We start from the raw sequence: 20,333 nt of genomic DNA on the forward strand, positions 1-20,333 counted from the left end.
GCCGGGCCCGGGGGGCTCCCGGGCCGGGCGCGTTCGCGGGGTGGCTGGGTGGCTGGGTGCGCCCGACCAGGCCGGGGGGCTCCCGGGGCGGGGTGCCGGGGGCCCGGGCCGGGCCCGGGTGGCACCTCGGACGCGGGCCGGGTCAGACGACCGGCGGGCGTCCCAGGCGGGCCATGTGCCAGACCGTGCTCCACCGCATCGGCCGGCGCTCGCCGCACGGCGTCCGGACGCCCTCCGCGAAGCCGCCGAACCAGGCGCGCAGCCCCGGGCCGGGGCGGGTCCGGGCCAGGGTCAGCGCCGTCCAGGAGGCCAGGTAGAGCGGCACCAGCAGGGCGGGCAGGTTCCGCTTGGCCAGCCAGACGCGGTTGCGGGCGGTCATCCGGTAGTAGACGCCGTGCCGGGTCGGCGCGGTGCGCGGGTGCTGGAGGACCAGCTCGGGCGCGTAGAGGATCTTCCAGCCGTCGTCCAGCGCACGCCAGGCGAGGTCGGTCTCCTCGTGCGTGAAGAAGAAGTCGTCCGGCCAGCCGCCGACCCGCTCCAGCATCCGCATCGACAGCGCGTGCCCGCCCCCGAGGAAGGTGGTGACGCGCCCGCCGCGCATCGGGTCGGAGTTCCCCAGCCGGGGGACGTGGCGGCGCTGGGTGAAGCCCGTCTCGTCGGCGATGCGGAAGCTGACGATCCCGAGCGCGGGGTCCTCGGCGTACAGGTCGGCGACCCGGCTGAAGACGTCCTTGTCGATCAGCAGCCCGTCGTCGTCCAGGTCGACCAGGACGTCCACGTCGCCGAACTCGCGCAGCCGGTCCATGGCGACGTTGCGTCCGCCCGAGACGCCGAGGTTCTCGGGGAGCTCGATCCCGGTGACGCCGTCGGGAAGTTCGCCCAGCGGCGCGCCGTTGGAGACGACGACGACACGGGTGGCGGGGTGGTCCTGCGCGGCGACCGAGTCGAGCAGCGCCAGCAGTTCGACGGGGCGGTTGCCCATCGTCAGTACGGCCACACCCACACGCGCTCGTGACACGTCCATGTCTCCTCAGTTCACCTCGCCGTCCGGGCGTCCGGACGTCCGCCGGTCCGGCGATCGTGCCACGGGAGCTTAACGGGAGGCGTCCGGCGGGTGTACGGCGGTGAGCCCGGCGACGGCGGCCCGACCAGCGGGGACGGGCCGGGGCGGTCGAGGCGACGGGTTCGGGGCACGTGACGCACCCCACGGGCGCCGGCCCCGCCCACGGCCTGTCTGCCGCCGGGGCGGGCGCGGCGGGCTGCCGAATCGGGCGAGCCGGGCTGCCGAATCGGGCGAGCCGGGCTGCCGAGGCGGGCACGGCGGGCTCCCGAGTCGGGCGAGCCGGGCGAGGCGGGCACGGCGGGCTCCCGAGTCGGGCGAGCCGGGCGAGGCGGGCACCTCCTAGGGGCGGGTCCAGCCCGGGTCGCGTCCGGTCAGGGCCAGCAGGCGGTCGAACGGGGAGGCCCCGGCGCCACCGTCCGGAAGCCGGTGCTCCGCGCCGAACGCCCCCATCGTCCGGGCGGTCGGCGCCAGCTCCGCCAACGCGTCGAGCAGGTCGTCGACGACCGCCGGGTCCGGCACATACTCCTGCCCGGTGGCCCGGGCCAGGTCCCAGCCGTGGACGGTGAGGTCGCCGAGGACCATCCGGCCCACCACCGCGGCGGGCATGCCCATCGCGCCGGTGGTGCCCTGGTCCGCGCCGGGCAGCGCCCACGCGGTGACCAGCGCCTCGCACTCCGCGGCGAAGGCGTCCCGCCAGGCGGCCTCCGCGAGGTGGTCGGGACCGCCGCCGAAGGCGGAGTCCTCCTTGGCCGCGAGCCCTTGGAAGTTGACCACGACCTCGAAGAGGTGCCCGGCCAGCGCGCGCACGTCGTACTCGGCGCAGGGGGTGGGCGCCGACAGCTTCTCGTCCCGGACGCCGCGCACGACCGGAACGGTGCGCTCCGCCGCCGCCCGCAGCAGATCACTGATGTTCTTCGTCATACGGCGACGGTAGGAGCGGGGCGCGGGCCCGTCTTGAAGAAACGCGACAGCGGGACGCGGGGCCGGGCTGCGGGCAGGGCGCGGGACCGCGAGCCGGGGGGCGGGACCGTAAGCCGGGGGCGGCGCGCGGCGGGCCCGCATAGCATCGATGCATGGCCGGTCCGCGACGCGACACCCGGGGCATCGTCGAGGCCCGGGAGCTGTTCGCCCGGGTGGACTTCCGCCGCCGCGAACCCGCCCCGGAGCTGCGCCCCTTCGTCGAGCACTACTGGCTGATCGACTGGGACCTCACCGAGCCGTACGCCACCCACGTCGTCCCTCACCCCTCGGTGAACCTGGTCTTCCAGCGGTACGGGGACGCGGAGCCGTGGGCGGAGGTCGCGGGCGTCGGGCTGGAGCTGTTCACCCAGAAACTGACCGGCCGGGGCCGGGTGTGCGGGGTGCAGTTCCGGCCGGGCGGCTTCCGTCCGTTCGCGCCGGACCGGCCGGTGTCCATCTGGACCGGCCGCCGGGTGCTCCTCGGCGAGGCATTCGCCGACCTGGGCCGGGCGCGCGGCGGCTCCGGGGGCAGCCGCTCCGGCGACGGCAGCGGCTATCCCGGGGCGGACGGCGCCCCGGCCGACGACACCCGGGCCGCCGCCGCGGCCCGGTCCGTGACCGGTCCGGACGCGGAGGACGAACGCGTCGCGGCCCTCGACACGTTCCTCCTCGGCCTCGCCCCCGAAGCCCCGGCAGCCCCCGACGCGGTGTTCACCGCGCTGGCTCTCGTCGAACGCGTGCGGACCGACCGCACCGTCCGGCGCACCGCCGAACTCGCCGCCTCCGCAGGCCTGTCGGCCCGTGCCCTCCAGCGGCTCTTCGCCGGGTACGTCGGCGTCGGGCCCAAGTGGGTGGTCCTGCGGTACCGGATCCACGAGGCCCTGGAGCGCGCCGAGGAGGGGCGGGACCTCGACTGGGCCGGGCTCGCGGCCGAGCTGGGCTACAGCGACCAGGCGCACCTGGTGCGGGACTTCACCGCGACGGTGGGCGTGCCGCCGACGGCGTACGCCCGCCCCGCCGGGCCCGGCTGAGGGCGCCCTCGCGGCCACGGGCTGTCGGACGCCGCCCCTACAGTGCCGGACATGGACACACGCCCCGCGACGGTACGGCTCACCCCTTGGTCCGAGGACGACTTCGCACTGCTCCGCGCCGCCAACGCGCCGGAGCTGATGGACCACCTCGGCGGCCCCGAGACCGAGGAGGAGCTGGTCAAGCGGCACCGGCGCTATGTGGAGCTGAGCGCGGACCGCACCGGGCGCGGCCGGATGTACCGCGTCGTCGCCACCGCCGGCACCGGCGCCCACGCCGGCCGGGCCGTGGGCACGGTCGGCTTCTGGGAGCAGCTCTGGGACGGCGAGCCGGTCTACGAGACGGGCTGGAGCGTGCTCCCCGCGTTCCAGGGCCACGGCTACGCCACCGCAGCGACGCTCGCCGTGGTCGAGGCCGCCCGGGCCGAGCGACGCCACCGGTCTCTGCACGCGTTCCCCTCCGTCGACAACGGTCCGTCCAACGGGGTGTGCCGCAAGGCGGGGTTCACCCTGCTCGGTGAGCGCGACTTCGAGTACCCGCCGGGGAACCCGATCCGCTCGAACGACTGGCGTCTCGATCTGACCCCGGCCGACGGTCCGTCGGGCAGCTGACGGCGCCCGCGCACGCTGGGCCACGACCAGGTGCGGCCTATGGCCACGAGCCACGCCCGCCAAGGCCGGACGCGCCCGGACCCGGGGCCCACAGCGCCCGCCCCCGCCGCCGCCCGGCCCCCTCGCGGTGCCGCCCGGCAAAGCGTTGGCGACCGCCCGCCGCCCGGTGCCATGCTGGCGGCGTGAACGGACCGGAGATCACCTTCAGCGTCGCCCCCGAACTGCGCCTCTTCGTACCCGCCGACCGGCGTGCGGGCCGCACGGCCGTCGTCACGGACGGCGTGTCCACCCTCGGCCATGTCGTCGAGTCGCTCGGTGTGCCGCTGACCGAGGCCGGTGTCCTCCTGGTCGACGGGCGGGCCGTGCCCGCCTCCCACGTCCCGGGCGCGGGAGAGCACGTGGAGGTGCGCGCCTTCACCCGCCCGCAGGAAGTCCCGGGCGCACCCCTGCGCTTCCTGCTCGACGTCCACCTCGGCACCCTCGCCCGCCGGCTGCGGCTGCTCGGCGTGGACGCCGCCTACGAGAGCGAGGACATCGGCGACCCGGCGCTCGCCACGCTGTCGGCCGCCGAGCGCCGCGTACTGCTCTCACGCGACCGGGGCCTGCTCCGCCGCCGCGAGATCTGGGCCGGCGCGTACGTCTACAGCGACCGGCCGGACGAGCAACTCACCGACGTACTGGAGCGCTTCGCTCCCGCCCTCGCCCCGTGGACCCGGTGCACGGCCTGCAACGGACCACTGGAGAGCGCGGACAAGAACTCCGTCCGCGACCGTCTGGAGCAGGGGACGGAGCGCTCGTACGACGTGTTCGCGAGCTGCACCTCGTGCTCACGGGTCTACTGGCGCGGCGCCCACCACGCCCGGCTGGAGGCGATCGTGGAGTCGGCGCTGAACACGGCCCGTGCGCAGGGCGGGTCCCGGGACCGGTCTCACGGGGCCTCTTCCGTCAAGTAGCGCTGCACGGTCGGTCCCAGCCAGGCGATCACCTCCTCCCGCGTCATGTCGACGGCGGGCGGGAGACGCAGCACATAGCGGGCCAGCGCCATGCCGAGGATCTGGGAGGCGACGAGGGCCGCGCGGCGCGGCGCGTCCGCCGGGTCCGGTGACAGGCCGGCCGCGACCGACCCGAGCTGCTCCTTGAAGATCGCCCGGGCCCGTTCCGCGGCGGCGGGGTTGGTGACCGCGGCCTTGAGCAGTGCCGTGAGGACATCGTCCTGCTCCCACCGGTCGAGGAAGTGGGTGACGAGGACGGGCCCGGCGTGCCGGCCGGGCAGCGCACCCAGCGCGGGCAACCGGAGGTCGAACTCGGAGGCCGCGGCGAAGAGACCCTCCTTGTTGCCGTAATAGCGCATGACCATCGAGGGGTCGATGCCCGCGTCCCGCGCTATGGCCCGGATCGTCGCCTTCTCGTACCCGTCGGCGGCAAAGCGCTCGCGGGCGGCTTCGAGGATCGCGGCCCTCGTGGCGTCGGAACGGCGGGGCGCGCCGTCCGTGCGTGTCGTCATGCTGCTCCCGTCCTCGTCACCGGCCCCAGCCGCTCTCGAACCGGTCCGCCCGCACACCCGGCAGGCACGCCCACAACTGTAGGCCAACATGTGTTGGCCTACAAGTGTTGACTTCTCCGCGAAAGTGGCTCTACCGTTGTCAACGAGCGTTGGCCAACATGTGTTGACCTTCGAGTGCCGTGGATGGTCCGCGGCCACGGACCGCCCACGGGGAGGCAGTCATGCGCGACACCGGCACCACCAGCACCAGCACCAGCACCAGCGGCGACGTCTACGCGGGCGCGGGCGGCATCGACACGGACGTGATCGTCGCGGGTGCGGGTCCGACCGGGCTGCTGCTCGCGGGCGACCTCGCCGAAGCCGGCGTCTCGGTCACGCTCGTCGAGCGCCGCCCGCGAAGCACCGGCAACCTCACCCGGGCCTTCGGTGTCCACGCCCGCACCCTCGAAGCGCTGGACGCCCGCGGCCTCGCCGACGAACTGGTGGCGACGGGCACGACGGTGAGGGAACTGCGGCTCTTCCGCCGGCTCTCGCTCGACCTGGGAAAGCTGCCCAGCCGCTTCCCCTTCCTGCTCATCACGCCCCAGTACGAGGTGGAACGACTACTGGAGCGCCGGGCGCGGGCCGCCGGGGTCCGCTTCCGCCACGACACCGCCCTCGTCGGCTGCGAGCAGATCTCACCGGGCGCCGGCGGGAGCCGGGGCACCGCCGCCCCGGTCACGACACGGCTCCGCGGCCCGGACGGCGTGTCCACCACGCTGAGGGCCCGCTTCCTCGTCGGCGCCGACGGGGTGCGCAGCACCGTGCGCGAGCTGCTGGGTCTGCCCTTTCCCGGAGCCTCCGTGATCCGCTCGATCGTTCTCGCGGACGTCCGGCTCGCCGACCCGCCCGACCATCTGCTGTCCGTCAACGGCACCGGTGACGCCTTCGCCTTCATCGCCCCGTTCGGGGACGGCTGGTACCGGGTCATGGGCTGGGACCGCGCCCGGCCGACCGCCGACGACGCCCCGGTCACGCTGGACGAGGTGCGCGGCATCGCCCGCCGGGCCCTCGGCGGCGATTTCGGGATGCACTCGCCCCGCTGGATGTCCCGCTTCCACAGCGACGAACGGCAGGTCCCCTCCTACCGCGTCGGCAACGTCTTCCTCGCCGGGGACGCGGCGCACGTCCACTCCCCCGCGGGCGGCCAGGGCATGAACACCGGCCTCCAGGACGCGGCCAACCTCTCCTGGAAGCTCGCGGCCGTCATCCGGGGCACCGCCCCCGCCCCGGAGGCCCTGCTCGACTCCTACCAGGCCGAGCGCCACCCGGTGGGCCGGACCGTCCTCCGCAGCAGCGGGGCGATCGTGCGGCTCGCCATGGCACACGGACCGGTCCGGCGCGCCGCCCGCGCGCTGGGCGCCACCGCCGTCAGCCGTCTCCCGTTCCTGTCGGCCAAGGCTATGGGCACCGTCTCGGGCATCGGCATCGCGTACGGGGCGCCCCGCGGCGCCCACCCGCTCACCGGCCGGCGCGCCCCCGACCTCCCGCTGGCCGAGGGCCGCCTCCACGAACTGCTCCGCGAGGGCGAGTTCGTCCTCGTCACCGGGCCGGGCGGGACGGCAGGGGCGAGCGGCGCACCCGCCGCGCCGGGGCGCGTCGTCCTCGCCCACCGGACGACGCAGCACGGCACCGATCTCCTGGTGCGCCCCGACGGCTACATAGCCTGGGCGGGTGGCCGGCGAGACGCCCGGGGGCAGCGTCAGAAGGCGTAGGCGTCGCCTGTGGCGGGGACCAGGATCCGGTGCTCGTCGTTGGCCGGGTTCCGGTCGGTCGCACCGCCGTTCCACTGCGTGGACACCGAGACCACGACCTCGTCCTCCGGACCGCCCTCGACGGTCAGCCCGAACGCCAGCTTCCGGCCGACGCCGTCCGCCCGCAGCGGCCCGGTCCCGCAGAGGACCACCCGCTCCCCGGCCCTCAGGCACCGGCCGGGCAGCCGGAGATCACCGACCGGGCGCGCCGACAGCTCCAGCCGGAGAGTCGCCTCGGCCAGCGGGGCGGGGCCGTGGTTGCGGCTGGCCAGGACGAGTTCGAGGCTGCCCGCGTCGAGGGAGGCGTAGCCGTGGTGGGAGAGATCCGCCTCGGGGGCGATCCCTGGAGCGGTGGTGGCCACCGCGGCCGCCGGGTCAGTCGCCGCCCGAGCCGCCATGGCCACCGTCGCCGCCGGGACCGCCGCCGGGTCCGGGGTGCGGGCGCCCGCGCCGCGGTCCGTGCTCGCGACCGCGCCCGAGCCGGTCAGCAGCAGCACCGCCGCACCCACCGCCACCACGGCCGCGAGCACAGCGCGACCGCGCCCCTTGTTCTTCGCACACATTGCAGACATGGGCAGAAGATACCGATTGACCCGAATCATCCTGACCGATCATCAGACCACGGCGCGTCCTATCCTGACCACACGTCGATCACTCGCGCGAGGAGCCACATGACCACCGCCGGAACCCCCGTCGCCGTCGTCACCGGAGCGAGCAGCGGCATCGGGGCCGCCACCGCCCGGCAGCTCGCCGCAGCCGGGCACCACGTCGTCCTGACCGCGCGCCGCAAGGACCGCATCGAGGCGCTGGCGGCCGAGCTCACCTCCGCGGGCCACCGGGCCACCGCCCACCCGCTGGACGTCACCGACCGGGCCGCGGTGGACGCGTTCGCCGAGTCGCTGGACCGCTGCGACGTCCTCGTGAACAACGCGGGCGGCGCGCTCGGCGCGGACCCCGTGGCCACCGGCGACCCCGCCGACTGGCGCCGGATGTTCGAGGTCAACGTCATCGGCACGCTCAACCTCACCCAGGCCCTGCTCCCGGCGCTCACCGCGAGCGGGGACGGCACGATCGTGGTGCTGTCCTCCACCGCCGGCCTCTCCACCTACGAGGGCGGCGGTGGCTACGTGGCCGCCAAGCACGGCGAACACGTCCTCGCCGAGACCCTGCGCCTGGAGATCGTCGGCACCCCGGTCCGGGTCATCGAGATCGCCCCCGGCATGGTCCGCACCGAGGAGTTCGCCACCACCCGCTTCCGCGGCGACACCGAGAAGGCCGCCAAGGTCTACGCGGGCGTGGCCGAGCCCCTGACCGCAGACGACGTCGCCGACACCATCACCTGGGCCGTCACCCGCCCCTCCCACGTCAACATCGACCTGCTGGTGGTCCGCCCCCGCGCCCAGGCGTCCAACTCCAAGGTGCACCGCGAGCCGTGACGGAATCCGGGCAGCGCCCGGGCCCAGGGGTCAGCCCTTCACACAGATGACCTGCTTCAGCCTGGCGACGACCTCCACCAGGTCGCGCTGCTGGTCGATGACCTGCTCGATCGGCTTGTACGCGCCAGGGATCTCGTCCACGACACCGGAGTCCTTGCGGCACTCCACGCCCCGGGTCTGCTCCTCCAGGTCCCGGGTGGTGAAACGCCGCTTCGCCGCGTTCCGGCTCATCCGGCGGCCGGCGCCGTGCGAGGCGGAGTTGAAGGACGCCTCGTTGCCGAGCCCCTTCACGATGTACGAGCCGGTGCCCATCGAGCCCGGGATGATGCCGTAGTCGCCGGAGCCCGCACGGATCGCGCCCTTGCGCGTCACCAGCAGGTCCATGCCGTCGTACCGCTCCTCCGCCACGTAGTTGTGGTGGCAGGAGATCTCCTGACCGAAGGAGACCTTCGCCTTCCGGAACTCCTTGCGGACGACTTCCTTGAACAGGCCCATCATCACGGCACGGTTGTACTTCGCGTACGCCTGCGCCCAGAAGAGGTCGTTGCGGTAGGCCGCCATCTGCGGGGTGTCAGCGACGAACACCGCCAGGTCGCGGTCGACCAGGTCCTGGTTGTGCGGCAGCTTCCGCGCCTCGCCGATGTGGTGCTCGGCCAGTTCCTTGCCGATGTTCCGCGAACCGGAGTGGAGCATCAGCCACACCGTGCCCGTCTCGTCCAGGCAGAACTCCACGAAGTGGTTGCCGGACCCGAGGGACCCCATCTGCCTGGTGGCCCGCTCGCGGCGGAACTTCACCGCGTCCGCGACCCCGTCGAAGCGGTCCCAGAGGTCGTCCCAGCCGTCGGCCGCCAGGCCGTGGACGCGGCTCGGGTCGACCATCTCGTCGTGCATGCCACGCCCGACCGGGATGGCCTGCTCGATCCGCGACCGCAGCCGGGACAGGTCCCCCGGCAGGTCGGAGGCGGTGAGCGAGGTCTTCACCGCCGACATCCCGCAGCCGATGTCCACCCCGACCGCCGCCGGGCACACCGCGCCACGCATCGCGATCACGGAGCCGACCGTCGCCCCCTTGCCGTAGTGCACGTCCGGCATCACGGCCAGACCCTTGATCCACGGCAGGGTCGCGACGTTGCGCAGCTGCTGGAGCGCGACGTCCTCGACCGACGCGGGGTCGGTCCACATGCGGATCGGGACCTTGGCGCCCGGCATCTCCACGTACGACACAGTTCCTCGATTCCCCCGAGAGGATGATTCCCCTGAACAAGACACAAAGCGCAAATACCCGGCCAATGACCGCGAAAGACCTGGCGGACCGGCATCCGGGGCAGCGCGTGCGATAGACATTGTGTCGGGCGCCCCGCCCCGGGCGACACAGGTTTTCGCCCCCGGGACCGGGACCGCGGACACGAGGAAGGGAGCTCGGCACAGTGCTTCGGAAGGCGTACGTCCAGGGCACGGCGGCACTCCTCGCGGCCGTGGTGACGGCCGGCGCGGCCGGCTGCACCGGGAGCAGCGGGGACGCCGGTTCCACGACCGACTCCAAGGCGGCGGACGGCGCGGCCCCCGCGGCGCAGCCCGGCCGGTACCGCACCCTGCTGGAACCCTGCGGCGCCGTGGACCGGTCCGTGCTGCGGGACATGCTGCCGGGCGTCGCCACGCTCTCGGAGGAACAGCGGCGCCAAGTGCTCCAGGGGGTCGCAGCGGCCACGTACGACACCGACCGGCGTGCGGCGTGCAGTTGGAAGGGCTCGTCCCCGGGCGCCGCGCACCAGTTGCGGGTCGACTTCGAACGGGTGGTCTCGTACGACCCGGCGGTCAGCGACGACGCCCGGGCGCAGGAGGTCTACCTCCGCAAGCAGTCCTCGGCCTCCGTCCCGATCACGCCCCCGGACGAGAAGGGCGAGGACGGCGGAGACGGCGGCGAGGACGGCGAGGGGGAGCCGGAGCCGTCCGGTTCTCCGTCGGGTGCGACGGAGCCCGGGGCAACCCCGGTCGTGGGGACGCAGCCGGGAGGAACGGACGCCGCCCCGGAGACGGGGGCGTCCGGCTCCTCCGGTCCGCCGCGGAAACCGGGAGCGGACCCGGACGCCCCGGGACAGCCCGGCGGCCCGGGCAGCGGCACCTCCTCGGACCCCTCCCCGGACCCGGAAGCGCAGGGCCTGGAGCCCCGGATGCTGGGCGGGCTGGGGGACGCGGCTTTCCTGGACGACGTGCTCGGCGGTGCCGCCTCGGCGGTCCAGCGGCGCACCGTGAGCGTGGTGTTCCGCACATCCAACGTCATCGTGAGCATCGTCTACACCCAGGAGCCGGCGACCCCGGCCGTGGTCCCGGACAGCAAGGAACTGCAGGAAAAGACGGAGAGTCTGGCCCGGCGCCTGGTGGAGATGTTCGACCGATAGGACGCGCGCCGGCCGCGTGGCCGCCGTCACGGACCCGCCCACGGGCCGGGCCCGAGCGCGTACCGTGGCCTGGCCTGCCGTACGACCGAGTGAAGGAACCATGCACCGTTCAGCATCGCGACTCACCCGCATAATCGCCTGCGCCGCCGTCCCGGTGATGTTCGTCGTCGCCGGTTGCTCGTCGGACGACTCCGGGGACGCGGCGAAGCCCTCGTCGAGTGCGGCGCCGTCGCCCGAGGCGAAGAAGACGCCCTCGGTGGCGCCCGCCGTCTTCAGCAAGCTCCCGGACCCGTGCGCCACGATGTCGAAGAAGACGATCGAGGACCTGGTCCCCGGGGCGAAGTCGAAGAGCGGCACGGCCGGCAAGTCGACGGACACGGCCAGCCGGGGCACCTGCTCCTGGAACGGTCTCGACGACAAGGGCGTGAAGGGCTCGCAGTACCGCTGGCTCGACGTCTCCCTGCTGCGCTACGACTCGGACGCGACGCTGTCGGTCAGCGGCGAGCAGCGCGCGGTCGACAGCTTCGGCAAGGAGGTCGCCAAGGCGAAGGCGACCGAGGGCGCGAAGGACGTGAAGACCGCGCCCGCGCCGGGGATCGGCGACGAGGCGACCGCGGTCACCTACAAGCTGAAGAAGACCGGCGAGGAGTTCGTGTACGCGACGGTCGTGGCGCGTACGGAGAACGGCGTGGTCACGCTGACGTACAACGGCACCGGTTACGCGGGGGCGAAGAACCCGTCGACGGACGACCTCACCAAGGACGCGCTGAAGGCGGCCAAGGAGGCCGTGGCGGCGGTCGGCGCGGCCAACAAGTAGGCGGTCGGGCAGTTCGAGCGGGCGGTCGGGCAGGCGGGCGCCGCCGGACGGGCCGGGCACCCGGGCCGCGCCTCGCGGACCCGGCCCCGCCCCACGGTTCCCCCCGGCCCCCGGCCCCGGCGCCCCGGCCCGGCTCCCCCGCTGGACATAGGATCGGCGCATGACCGAGCTGGAAACGATCACGTCCCTCTCCGACCCCTCGATGCGGCGGATCGTCGATGTCACCAAGCCCTCCAGGACCCACATCAAGACCGCGCTGATCGAGGACACCGAGCCCCTCGTCCAGTGCCTGGGGGCGGGCGTGGAGTTCATCGAGGTGTACGCGAGCGACGCCGGCCCGCTCTCCGGGGAACTTCTCGATCTGTGCCGGAAGAAGAACGTCCCGGTGCGGCTCGTCGAGGCGGGAATCGTCAACCAGCTCTTCAAGGGGGAGCGCAAGGCGAAGACCTTCGGTCTGGCGCGTGTTCCCCGGCCCGCGAAACTGAGCGACCTCGCGGGACTCGGCGGCGACATCGTCCTTCTCGACGGCGTGAAGATCGTCGGGAACATCGGCGCGATCGTGCGGACCTCGCTCGCGCTGGGCGCCTCGGGAATCGTCCTGGTCGACAGCGACCTCACCAGCATCGCCGACCGCAGGCTGCTGCGGGCGAGCCGGGGATACGTCTTCTCCCTGCCCGTGGTCCTCGCGAGCCGCGAGGAGGCGGTCGCCTACGTGCGGGACAGCGGGCTGCCGCTGATGGTGCTGGAGGCGGACGGCGATCTGGCGGTGAAGGACCTCGGCGGGAAGCGGGAGCGCCTCGGCCTGCTCTTCGGCAGCGAGAAGGGCGGCCCGTCCGAGCTCTTCAAGGAGGCGTCCGCCACCACCGTCTCCATCCCGATGATCAGTTCCACGGAGTCCCTCAACGTCTCGGTGTCGGTGGGCATCGCGCTGCACGAGCGCATCGACCGGAACTTCGCCGCCGGCCGCTGAGCCCCGGCCCGGAGCCTGGCGGAGCCGGCCCTGAGCCGGGCCGGAGGGGCGGCCCAAGAGGCGGGCCCAAAGGGTGGTCGGAGGGGGACAGGAGGGGCGACCACCAGGGCGGCGGGAGCAGAACCGCACACATGTGCCAGGCTGTGCCCGCACACGCCAGAAGAAGGGGAGGGGAACGCGGTGGCCGCGATGCAGCTGACACGCACGCACCGGGTACTCATCGGCGTCGTCGTCGCGGGAGCGCTGATCATCGCCGCGATCGGTTTCGCGGGGTCGTACGCCGCCGTGCGCGAACTCGCGGAGCGCAAGGGCTTCGGCGACTTCTCCCTCGTCTTCCCGATCGGCATCGACGCGGGCATCTGCGTCCTGCTCGCGCTGGACCTGCTGCTGACCTGGATGCGGATTCCGTTCCCGCTGCTGCGCCAGACCGCCTGGCTGCTGACGGCGGCGACGATCGCGTTCAACGGCGCGGCCGCCTGGCCCGACCCGCTGGGCGTCGGTATGCACGCCGTGATCCCGGTGCTGTTCGTGGTCTCCGTGGAGGCCGCCCGGCACGCGGTGGGCCGGATCGCGGACATCACGGCCGACAAGCACATGGAGGGCGTCCGGCTCACCCGCTGGCTGCTCTCCCCCGTGCCGACCTTCAAGCTGTGGCGGCGGATGAAGCTGTGGGAGCTGCGCAGCTATGAGCAGGTGATCAAGCTGGAGCAGGACCGGCTGATCTACCAGGCCCGTCTGCAGGCACGTTTCGGCCGTGCCTGGCGCCGCAAGGCGCCGGTGGAGGCCCTGATGCCGCTGCGGCTCGCCAAGTACGGCGTGCCGCTGGCGGAGACCGCCCCGGCCGGGCTCGCCGCGGCGGGCATCGAGCCGGTGCTGCTGCCGCCCGCCCCGGAACCGGCGGCGGTCCCGGCCGCCGCCGCGCAGGAACTCCGTTCCGACGAGCGGGCCGTACGGGACGCGGCGGCCCGGCGTGAGCTGACGAGCGCCGAGGAGTCCGGCACGGGCGGCGCCCGGGAACCCGACGAGGCGTACGGCCCGCGGGACGACGACCGCGCGGCGGACACCGGCCACGCCCCGGCCCCCGCCAACCACGAGAGCCCCTGGTTCGCCGCCCAGCACCTCCCCCCGGACGCGTACGAGCGGGCCTACGAGAACGGCTACGACCCGGCCTACGGGGAGGGCCTGGACCCCGCCCCGATCCCCGTCCCCGCGGGCCCCGGCGGCCGCACCCGCCCTCTCGGCAACGGCCCCCAGGAGTGGCACGACCCGCAGGAACGCGACGACCAGTACGGCCAACAGCAGTACGCGCAGGAGCAGTACGTCCCCGAGGAGCAGTACGCCCGCCAGTCCCCGGCCGCGGCGGCCCCGGCCCCCGAACCGGTCCGGGCGGCGGCCCCGGCCCCGTCCCCGGTCCAGGGGCCGGCCCCCGCCGCCGTCCCGCGGCAGCCCGAAGCGGCCGGCCTCGCCGCCGAAGCCGCCCCCGAACCCGCTCCGGAGCCGGCCGTCGGTGAGGACTCCTCCGTCGAGGACAAGGAGTTCGCCGAGGCCGCGTACCCCGTCTTCGTCCAGTTCCTGAGGGAGCACGGGGACTACCCCAAGGTGGACCACCTCGACATACTGCTCGCCGACCGCCACGGGGTGCGCCACCCGCGCAGCACCGCCCTGCTGCGAAAGCTCCTTCCGGAGTTCCAGCAGCGGCTCCAGGCTGAGCTGGAGGCCGAGCACATCGCCTGACGGAGCCCTCGCCTGACGAAGCCCTCGTCCGACGGCGGGCCCCGCCCGAATCGGGCATACCCCCCGAGACCGAGGATTCCGCCCGGCCGGGCATACCATCCGGCGGCCCGGCGACCCGGCAGCCCAGCAGCCCGGCAGCCCCACAGCGAAGGGCCCCCGCCCCGGAGAGTTCCGGAGGCGGGGGCCCTTCGGCCGTCGGTACGCGCGTCAGACCGCCAGCAGCCCCCGTACCCGGTCCGCGCCCACGGCCAGGAGCAGCGTCGGCAGCCGCGGGCCGGTCTCGCGGCTGACCAGCAGCCGGTAGAGCAGGGCGAAGAAGGCGCGCTGGGCGACTTTCAGCTCGGGCGTCGGCTTGGCGTCCGGCTCCAGGCCGGCCATCACCTTCGGCACGCCGTAGACCAGGGTGGTCAGACCGTCCAGGGACCAGTGCGTGTCCAGGCCGTCCAGCAGCAGCCGCAGCGACCTGCGGGCCTCCTCGTCCAGCGAGGCCAGCAGCTCGGTGTCCGGCTCGGTGCGCACGACGGTGCGGGCGTCCGCCGGGACCTGGGTGGAGATCCAGTTCTCGGCGCGGTCCAGCCGGGGCCGGACCTCGTCCAGCGAGGTGACCGGGCGCTCCGGGTCCAGTTCGCCGAGGATGCGCAGGGTCTGTGCCTCGTTGCCGCCGGTGATGTCGGCGACCGACGCCAGCGTGCGGTACGGCAGGGGACGCGGGGTGCGCGGCAGTTCGCCGGCGGCCGTGCGGGCGGCGCGGGCGTGGGCGGCGGCGTCGGCCGGGAGGACGGAACCGTCCGCGACCTTGGCCTCCAGCTTGTCCCACTCGTCGTAGAGCCGCTGGATCTCCTGGTCGAAGGCGATCTTGAACGACTGGTTCGGGCGGCGGCGTGCGTACAGCCAGCGCAGGAGCTGGGGTTCCATGATCTTCAGCGCCTCGGCCGGGGTGGGCACCCCGCCCCGGGAGGAGGACATCTTCGCCATGCCGGAGATGCCGACGAAGGCGTACATCGGGCCGATCGGCTGCTCGCCGCCGAAGATGCCCACGATCTGGCCGCCGACCTGGAAGGACGAGCCGGGCGAGGAGTGGTCGACGCCGGACGGCTCGAAGATCACGCCCTCGTACGCCCAGCGCATCGGCCAGTCGACCTTCCACACCAGCTTGCCCCGGTTGAACTCGGAGAGCCGGACGGTCTCCGAGAAGCCGCACTCGGCGCAGGTGTAGGTCAGCTCGGTGGTGTCGTCGTCGTAGGCGGTGACCGTGGTGAGGTCCTTGCCGCAGCCGCCGCAGTAGGGCTTGTACGGGAAGTACCCGGCCGAGCTCGCGCCGTCGTCCTCGCCCGCCGCGCCGGAGCCCTCGGCGGCCTCCAGCTCGGCCTCGTCGACCGGCTTCTGGGACTTCTTCGCCGGGGCCTTCCTGGTGCGGTACTGGGCGAGGATCGCGTCGATGTCCGCGCGGTGGCGCATGGCGTGCAGGATCTGCTCCCGGTACGCGCCGGAGGTGTACTGCGCGGTCTGGCTGACCGGGTCGAACTCCACGCCCAGCTCGGCCAGCGACGCGGTCATCGCGGCCTTGAAGTGCTCGGCCCAGTTCGGGTGCTCCGAGCCCTTGGGCGCGGGCACCGAGGTCAGCGGCTTGCCGATGTGCTCCGCCCACGAGCCGTCGACGCCGTCGACACCGTTCGGCACCTTGCGGTAGCGGTCGTAGTCGTCCCAGGAGATGAGGTGGCGCACCTCGTACCCGCGGCGGCGGACCTCGTCGGCTACCAGGTGGGGGGTCATGACCTCGCGGAGGTTGCCCAGGTGGATGGGGCCCGAGGGGGACAGTCCGGAGGCGACGACGACCGGTTTGCCAGGCGCACGTCGCTCCGACTCGGCGATGACCTCGTCCGCGAAACGGGAGACCCAGTCGGTCTCGGTGCTGCTCTGAGCCACGGTCGGCACGTCCTTGCTCTGCTCGGTTGAGGGGGTCGGAAATCTGCCGCCCACCATTGTCCCAGAACGGAAAACGCCGCCGCACCCGCGTTACGGGCGCGCGCCGCGTGTCGCCGTCACGGCCGGCCCCCCGGGGCCCGCTCCCCGAGGTCCGTGCCGCCGCCCCGGGGGCGAAATCCGGTTGCCCCGCCGTGGGACACTTGACGTCCGCAACACCCCCGTGCACACCACGCGTGCACACCCGTCAGACCGCCCTCCGAACAGGAACGGAAGCTCATGGCCTCGGTCCCTTCCCTCGCTTCGACCGTGCAGCAGCGCCTCGCGGACGCCCTGGCGGCAGCCCTGCCGCAGGCCGGCTCCGCGGACCCGCTGCTGCGACGCAGCGACCGGGCCGACTTCCAGGCCAACGGCATCCTGGCCCTCGCCAAGCAGCTCAAGGGCAACCCGCGCGAGCTGGCCGGCCAGGTCGTCGCCGCCGTCCCGGCGAACGAGGTCCTGAAGGAGATCGAGGTCTCCGGCCCCGGCTTCCTGAACATCACGCTCACCGACCGGGCGATCACCGAGACCCTGGCCGCCCGGGCCGCGGACGACCGGCTCGGCGTGCCGCTCGCGGCCGACGCCGGCCGCACGGTGGTCGACTACGCCCAGCCGAACGTGGCCAAGGAGATGCACGTCGGCCATCTGCGGTCCGCCGTGATCGGCGACGCGATGGTGCGGATCCTGGAGTTCGCGGGCGAGCAGGTCGTACGGCGGCACCACATCGGCGACTGGGGCACCCAGTTCGGCATGCTCATCCAGTACCTGACCGAGCACCCGCACGAGCTGGACCACAAGGAGTCGGCGGCCGAGGGCGAGGCGGCCGGCGCCGAGGCCATGTCCAACCTGGACCGGCTCTACAAGGCGTCCCGCGCCCTCTTCGACTCCGACGAGGAGTTCAAGGCCCGCGCCCGGGACCGGGTGGTGGCCCTCCAGGCCGGCGACCCGGACACGATCGCCCTCTGGCAGAAGTTCGTGGACGAGTCGAAGATCTACTTCTACTCGGTCTTCGACAAGCTCGACATGGAGATCCGGGACCCCGACATCGTCGGCGAGTCCGGGTACAACGACATGCTCGACGAGACCTGCCGCATTCTGGAGGAGTCCGGCGTCGCGGTCCGCTCCGAGGGCGCGCTCTGCGTGTTCTTCGACGATGTGAAGGGCCCGGACGGCCAGCCGGTGCCGCTGATCGTCAGGAAGTCCAACGGCGGCTACGGCTACGCGGCCACCGACCTGTCCGCGATCCGCGACCGGGTGCAGAACCTGGACGCCACCTCGCTGATCTATGTGGTGGACGCCCGGCAGTCCCTGCATTTCAAGATGGTCTTCGAGACCGCGCGGCGGGCCGGCTGGCTCAACGACAAGGTGCGCGCCCACCAGCTCGCCTTCGGCACGGTCCTCGGCAAGGACGGCAAGCCGTTCAAGACCCGTGAGGGCGAGACCGTCCGGCTGGTCGACCTCCTCGACGAGGCGATCGACCGGGCCACGGCCGTGGTGCGGGAGAAGGCCGGGAAGGTGGGCCTGAGCGAGCAGGAGATCGTGGAGAACGGCCGGTACGTGGGCATCGGCGCGGTCAAGTACGCCGACCTGTCCACGTCCGCGGTGCGCGACTACAAGTTCGACCTGGACCAGATGGTCTCGCTCAACGGAGACACCTCGGTCTACCTCCAGTACGCGTACGCCCGGATCCAGTCGATCAAGCGGAAGGCGGGCGACCGGACGCCCCTGGCCCACCCCGAGCTCGAACTGGCCCCGGCCGAGCGGGCGCTGGGCCTGCACCTGGACCAGTTCGGCGAGGTGCTGGCGGAGGTCGCGTCCGGGTACGAGCCGCACAAGCTGGCCGCGTACCTGTACCAGCTCGCCTCGCACCTGACCACGTTCTACGACCAGTGCCACGTCCTCAGCGCGGACAACGCGCCCGAGGTGGTGGAGAACCGGCTCTTCCTGGTGGACCTCACCGGCCGGACCCTGCGCAAGGGCATGGAGCTGCTGGGCATCCGGACCCCCGAGCGCCTCTGAACCCAGCCGCACCACCACGGCCGCGGGTCCGGCTCCCTCCACCGAGGAGCCGGGCCCGCGGCCCTTGCCGGGGGTCGTCCGAGGCGACCTTGTACGGGAAGTCCCTGGCGGGCACGACCGCGTCGCCGCTCTGCCGGGCCACGGGAACGACCGCGGGCTGCGCCCGGTCCAGGTCGACGGCGAAGGTCTGCGGCGTCACACCGCTGCCGCAGCCCTCGCCCATCGAGTACGCGGGCCAGGGCAGCGCCCCGGCCCGCCGCACCACCCGGACGTGCACGTCGCTGATCACCACGGAGTCGGCCGACTTCCCCGTGGCCGTCAGCTCCAGCAGCATTCCGCAACCGTCCACTCCGCCGAGCGCCCGCGCCCAGCCGCGGTGGTCCTGCGGGGCGGGCGGCGACGGCACCCGCCCCGGGTCGCCGCCGCGTCGGCCGGGGCCGCCCTCAGGACGTTCCTGGTCGCCGGAACCGGGTCCTCCGGCGGGGCCGGACAGGGCGGGCTCGGACGAGCCCGACGTGGCCCCTTCGGAGCGCCGAACGTCCTCACCGACCGCCGCCGGTGCGCCGTCGGCGGAGCCGGTCACGGCGCGCCCGGCGCGCCCGTCACCGCGGCCGGGGCCTCCGGCGGGGCCGGACCGGCCGAGCGCGGGTTCTCCCGCGACCCGCCCCGCAGCGCCGGCCTCACGGGTGGGGCTGCGGGGCGTCGTCACACAATTCATCCGCCGAACGTGTCACAGCCGTCGGTCGCGCGGTGACTCATGGGCAGACACCCGACGCGGAGGAGACACCATGACCGGGCAGACGCATGTGATCGTGATCGGTGGCGGTTACGCGGGCGTGATGGCCGCGAACCGGCTGACCCAGCGGGACGATGTGACCGTGACGCTGATCAACCCCCGGCCGGACTTCGTCCACCGGGTCCGCCTGCATCAGCTGGTGGGCGGGTCCGACGACGCCGTGATCGCCTACCGGGATGTCCTGAGCGAGCGGGTACGGCTGGTGCTCGACACCGTGACCATGATCGACGCGGGCGGGCGCACTCTGGCATCAGCGGCCGGTGGCCGGCTCGACTACGACTACCTCATCTACGCCGTGGGCAGCGGCAGCGCCGCACCCGGACTGCCGGGGGCTCGGTTCGCCCACCCGCTCGCCACCCTGGAGGAGGCGCGGCGACTGCGGGCCGTGCTCGACGCGGCGAACGTGAGCGCGCCGGTGACCGTGGTCGGCGCCGGCCCCACCGGCATCGAGACCGCCGCCGAGCTGGCCGAGCAGGGCCGTCCGGTGACCCTGGTCTGCGGCGGTGTCCTCGGCCCGTACCTGCACGCCCGGGGCCGCCGCTCGGTCGCCGGGCGGCTGGCGCGACTCGGTGCGACCGTCCTCGACGGCCCGGACTCGAAGGTGACGGCGGTGACCGGAAGCACCGTACGGCTCGCCGACGGCCGGACGCTGCCGAGCGAGATCACCGTCTGGACGGCGGGGTTCGGCGTTCCCGACCTGGCGGTGCGCAGCGGCCTGAGCACCGACCCCGTGGGACGCCTGCTGACGGACGAGACGCTGACCAGCGTCGACGACGAGCGCATTCTCGCGGCCGGGGACGCGGCGGCGCCGTCGGGCCTCCCTCTGCGGATGAGCTGCCTCAACGCGACACCGCTGGGCGCACGGGCAGCGGACACGGTGCTCAGCCGGCTCGCGGGTGAACGGCCCGACCCCCTCCACCAAGGCCTGCAGGCCCAGTGCGTGAGCCTCGGCCGGACCGCGGGCATCTACCAGTTCGCCAACCGTTCCGACGCCGCGGTGCGACTGCACATCGCCGGCGGGCCGGGCGCGCGGCTCAAGGAGCTGGTGTGCAGGGCCATCCCCGGGCATCTGAGCGACGAGGCGCGCAAGCCCGGCTCCTTCCGCCTGCATCGCGTGCCGGGGGGCGTCGCCAAGCGCCGGGAACTGCTGCGGGCCGACCGTGCCGGGACACGTCCCCCTGCCGGCCGGACCGCCTGACCGGCGCACGGGGATCCCCGGTGCACGCATGCGACGGCTGCC

General features: G+C 73.6%; 17 protein-coding genes. 11 read left to right on the top strand and 6 right to left on the bottom strand.

The genetic code is table 11. The features are described from left to right. Positions 1 to 142 precede the first annotated feature (142 nt). Together C593_RS0112540 and C593_RS0112545 are read right to left on the bottom strand one after the other, a co-directional pair. On the bottom strand, positions 143 to 1,018 hold the full coding sequence (locus C593_RS0112540) for a glycosyltransferase family 2 protein (RefSeq protein WP_026277621.1): 876 nt from the start codon (positions 1,016 to 1,018) through the stop codon (positions 143 to 145). Between the two features lie 384 nt (positions 1,019 to 1,402). Continuing rightward, complete coding sequence (locus C593_RS0112545; RefSeq protein WP_018847634.1) at positions 1,403 to 1,984, bottom strand: TIGR03086 family metal-binding protein; 582 nt, start codon at positions 1,982 to 1,984, stop codon at positions 1,403 to 1,405. A 152-nt stretch (positions 1,985 to 2,136) separates the two neighbouring features. Here C593_RS0112545 and C593_RS0112550 point away from each other — a divergent pair, with 152 nt between their 5' ends. From C593_RS0112550 to C593_RS0112560, 3 genes are all read left to right on the top strand, one after another. After that, on the top strand, positions 2,137 to 3,054 hold the full coding sequence (locus tag C593_RS0112550) for a helix-turn-helix domain-containing protein (RefSeq protein ID WP_018847635.1): 918 nt from the start codon (positions 2,137 to 2,139) through the stop codon (positions 3,052 to 3,054). A 51-nt stretch (positions 3,055 to 3,105) separates the two neighbouring features. Beyond that, a complete protein-coding gene (locus tag C593_RS0112555) occupies positions 3,106 to 3,663 on the top strand; it encodes a GNAT family N-acetyltransferase (protein ID WP_018847636.1) in 558 nt (185 codons plus the stop codon). A gap of 182 nt (positions 3,664 to 3,845) precedes the next feature. Next, positions 3,846 to 4,616 carry a Mut7-C RNAse domain-containing protein gene (locus C593_RS0112560; RefSeq protein WP_018847637.1) on the top strand — a complete coding sequence of 257 codons (771 nt, stop codon included), beginning with the start codon at positions 3,846 to 3,848 and terminating at the stop codon, positions 4,614 to 4,616. Here the strand turns inward: C593_RS0112560 and C593_RS0112565 are convergent. Next, positions 4,592 to 5,167: a TetR/AcrR family transcriptional regulator gene (locus C593_RS0112565; protein WP_018847638.1), complete on the bottom strand. Its 576-nt coding sequence runs from the start codon at positions 5,165 to 5,167 to the stop codon at positions 4,592 to 4,594. The two genes, C593_RS0112560 and C593_RS0112565, sit on opposite strands and share 25 nt — an antisense overlap. A gap of 221 nt (positions 5,168 to 5,388) precedes the next feature. Between C593_RS0112565 and C593_RS0112570 the strand changes: the two genes are divergently transcribed. Further along, on the top strand, positions 5,389 to 6,921 hold the full coding sequence (locus C593_RS0112570) for an FAD-dependent monooxygenase (protein ID WP_018847639.1): 1,533 nt from the start codon (positions 5,389 to 5,391) through the stop codon (positions 6,919 to 6,921). On the opposite strand, the gene C593_RS0112575 is transcribed toward C593_RS0112570, so the two are convergent. Continuing rightward, positions 6,909 to 7,532, bottom strand: a complete 624-nt coding sequence (locus tag C593_RS0112575) for a hypothetical protein (protein WP_486591117.1) — start codon at positions 7,530 to 7,532, stop codon at positions 6,909 to 6,911. The two genes, C593_RS0112570 and C593_RS0112575, sit on opposite strands and share 13 nt — an antisense overlap. Positions 7,533 to 7,631: 99 nt before the next feature. Between C593_RS0112575 and C593_RS0112580 the strand changes: the two genes are divergently transcribed. Then, on the top strand, positions 7,632 to 8,396 hold the full coding sequence (locus C593_RS0112580) for an SDR family oxidoreductase (protein ID WP_018847641.1): 765 nt from the start codon (positions 7,632 to 7,634) through the stop codon (positions 8,394 to 8,396). 30 nt (positions 8,397 to 8,426) lie between these two features. Here the strand turns inward: C593_RS0112580 and C593_RS0112585 are convergent, their stop codons facing one another. After that, positions 8,427 to 9,620, bottom strand: coding sequence for an RtcB family protein (locus tag C593_RS0112585; protein WP_018847642.1), 1,194 nt, complete (start codon positions 9,618 to 9,620; stop codon positions 8,427 to 8,429). 203 nt (positions 9,621 to 9,823) lie between these two features. On the opposite strand from C593_RS0112585, the gene C593_RS0112590 reads away from it, so the two are divergent. From C593_RS0112590 to C593_RS0112605, 4 genes are all read left to right on the top strand, one after another. Then, entirely contained in the window at positions 9,824 to 10,795 is a 972-nt protein-coding gene (locus C593_RS0112590; RefSeq protein WP_018847643.1) for a hypothetical protein, read from the top strand. Between the two features lie 100 nt (positions 10,796 to 10,895). Continuing rightward, on the top strand, positions 10,896 to 11,612 hold the full coding sequence (locus C593_RS0112595; RefSeq protein ID WP_026277623.1) for a DUF3558 family protein: 717 nt from the start codon (positions 10,896 to 10,898) through the stop codon (positions 11,610 to 11,612). A gap of 160 nt (positions 11,613 to 11,772) precedes the next feature. After that, positions 11,773 to 12,582 carry an NshR/TsnR family 23S rRNA methyltransferase gene (nshR, locus tag C593_RS0112600; protein ID WP_018847645.1) on the top strand — a complete coding sequence of 270 codons (810 nt, stop codon included), beginning with the start codon at positions 11,773 to 11,775 and terminating at the stop codon, positions 12,580 to 12,582. 189 nt (positions 12,583 to 12,771) lie between these two features. Further along, on the top strand, positions 12,772 to 14,316 hold the full coding sequence (locus C593_RS0112605) for a DUF2637 domain-containing protein (RefSeq protein WP_037745645.1): 1,545 nt from the start codon (positions 12,772 to 12,774) through the stop codon (positions 14,314 to 14,316). A 207-nt stretch (positions 14,317 to 14,523) separates the two neighbouring features. Here the strand turns inward: C593_RS0112605 and lysS are convergent, their stop codons facing one another. Beyond that, on the bottom strand, positions 14,524 to 16,251 hold the full coding sequence (gene lysS / locus C593_RS0112610; protein WP_026277624.1) for a lysine--tRNA ligase: 1,728 nt from the start codon (positions 16,249 to 16,251) through the stop codon (positions 14,524 to 14,526). A 267-nt stretch (positions 16,252 to 16,518) separates the two neighbouring features. Between lysS and argS the strand changes: the two genes are divergently transcribed. Next, positions 16,519 to 18,297 (top strand): arginine--tRNA ligase, encoded by a 1,779-nt coding sequence (argS, locus tag C593_RS0112615; RefSeq protein WP_018847648.1) that lies wholly within the window; start codon positions 16,519 to 16,521, stop codon positions 18,295 to 18,297. Between the two features lie 788 nt (positions 18,298 to 19,085). Then, positions 19,086 to 20,291 (top strand): FAD-dependent oxidoreductase, encoded by a 1,206-nt coding sequence (locus C593_RS0112620; RefSeq protein ID WP_018847649.1) that lies wholly within the window; start codon positions 19,086 to 19,088, stop codon positions 20,289 to 20,291. Positions 20,292 to 20,333: the final 42 nt, after the last annotated feature.

The organism is Streptomyces sp. CNT372 (assembly GCF_000377145.1).

Coding starts and splice junctions, on each gene's coding strand:
- C593_RS0112545 (WP_018847634.1), bottom strand. CDS start 1,984: ATGACGAAGAACATCAGTGATCTGCTGCGGGCGGCGGCGGAGCGCACC.
- C593_RS0112550 (WP_018847635.1), top strand. CDS start 2,137: ATGGCCGGTCCGCGACGCGACACCCGGGGCATCGTCGAGGCCCGGGAG.
- C593_RS0112555 (WP_018847636.1), top strand. CDS start 3,106: ATGGACACACGCCCCGCGACGGTACGGCTCACCCCTTGGTCCGAGGAC.
- C593_RS0112565 (WP_018847638.1), bottom strand. CDS start 5,167: ATGACGACACGCACGGACGGCGCGCCCCGCCGTTCCGACGCCACGAGG.
- C593_RS0112570 (WP_018847639.1), top strand. CDS start 5,389: ATGCGCGACACCGGCACCACCAGCACCAGCACCAGCACCAGCGGCGAC.
- C593_RS0112575 (WP_486591117.1), bottom strand. CDS start 7,532: ATGTCTGCAATGTGTGCGAAGAACAAGGGGCGCGGTCGCGCTGTGCTC.
- C593_RS0112580 (WP_018847641.1), top strand. CDS start 7,632: ATGACCACCGCCGGAACCCCCGTCGCCGTCGTCACCGGAGCGAGCAGC.
- C593_RS0112595 (WP_026277623.1), top strand. CDS start 10,896: ATGCACCGTTCAGCATCGCGACTCACCCGCATAATCGCCTGCGCCGCC.
- nshR (WP_018847645.1), top strand. CDS start 11,773: ATGACCGAGCTGGAAACGATCACGTCCCTCTCCGACCCCTCGATGCGG.
- C593_RS0112605 (WP_037745645.1), top strand. CDS start 12,772: ATGCAGCTGACACGCACGCACCGGGTACTCATCGGCGTCGTCGTCGCG.
- argS (WP_018847648.1), top strand. CDS start 16,519: ATGGCCTCGGTCCCTTCCCTCGCTTCGACCGTGCAGCAGCGCCTCGCG.
- C593_RS0112620 (WP_018847649.1), top strand. CDS start 19,086: ATGACCGGGCAGACGCATGTGATCGTGATCGGTGGCGGTTACGCGGGC.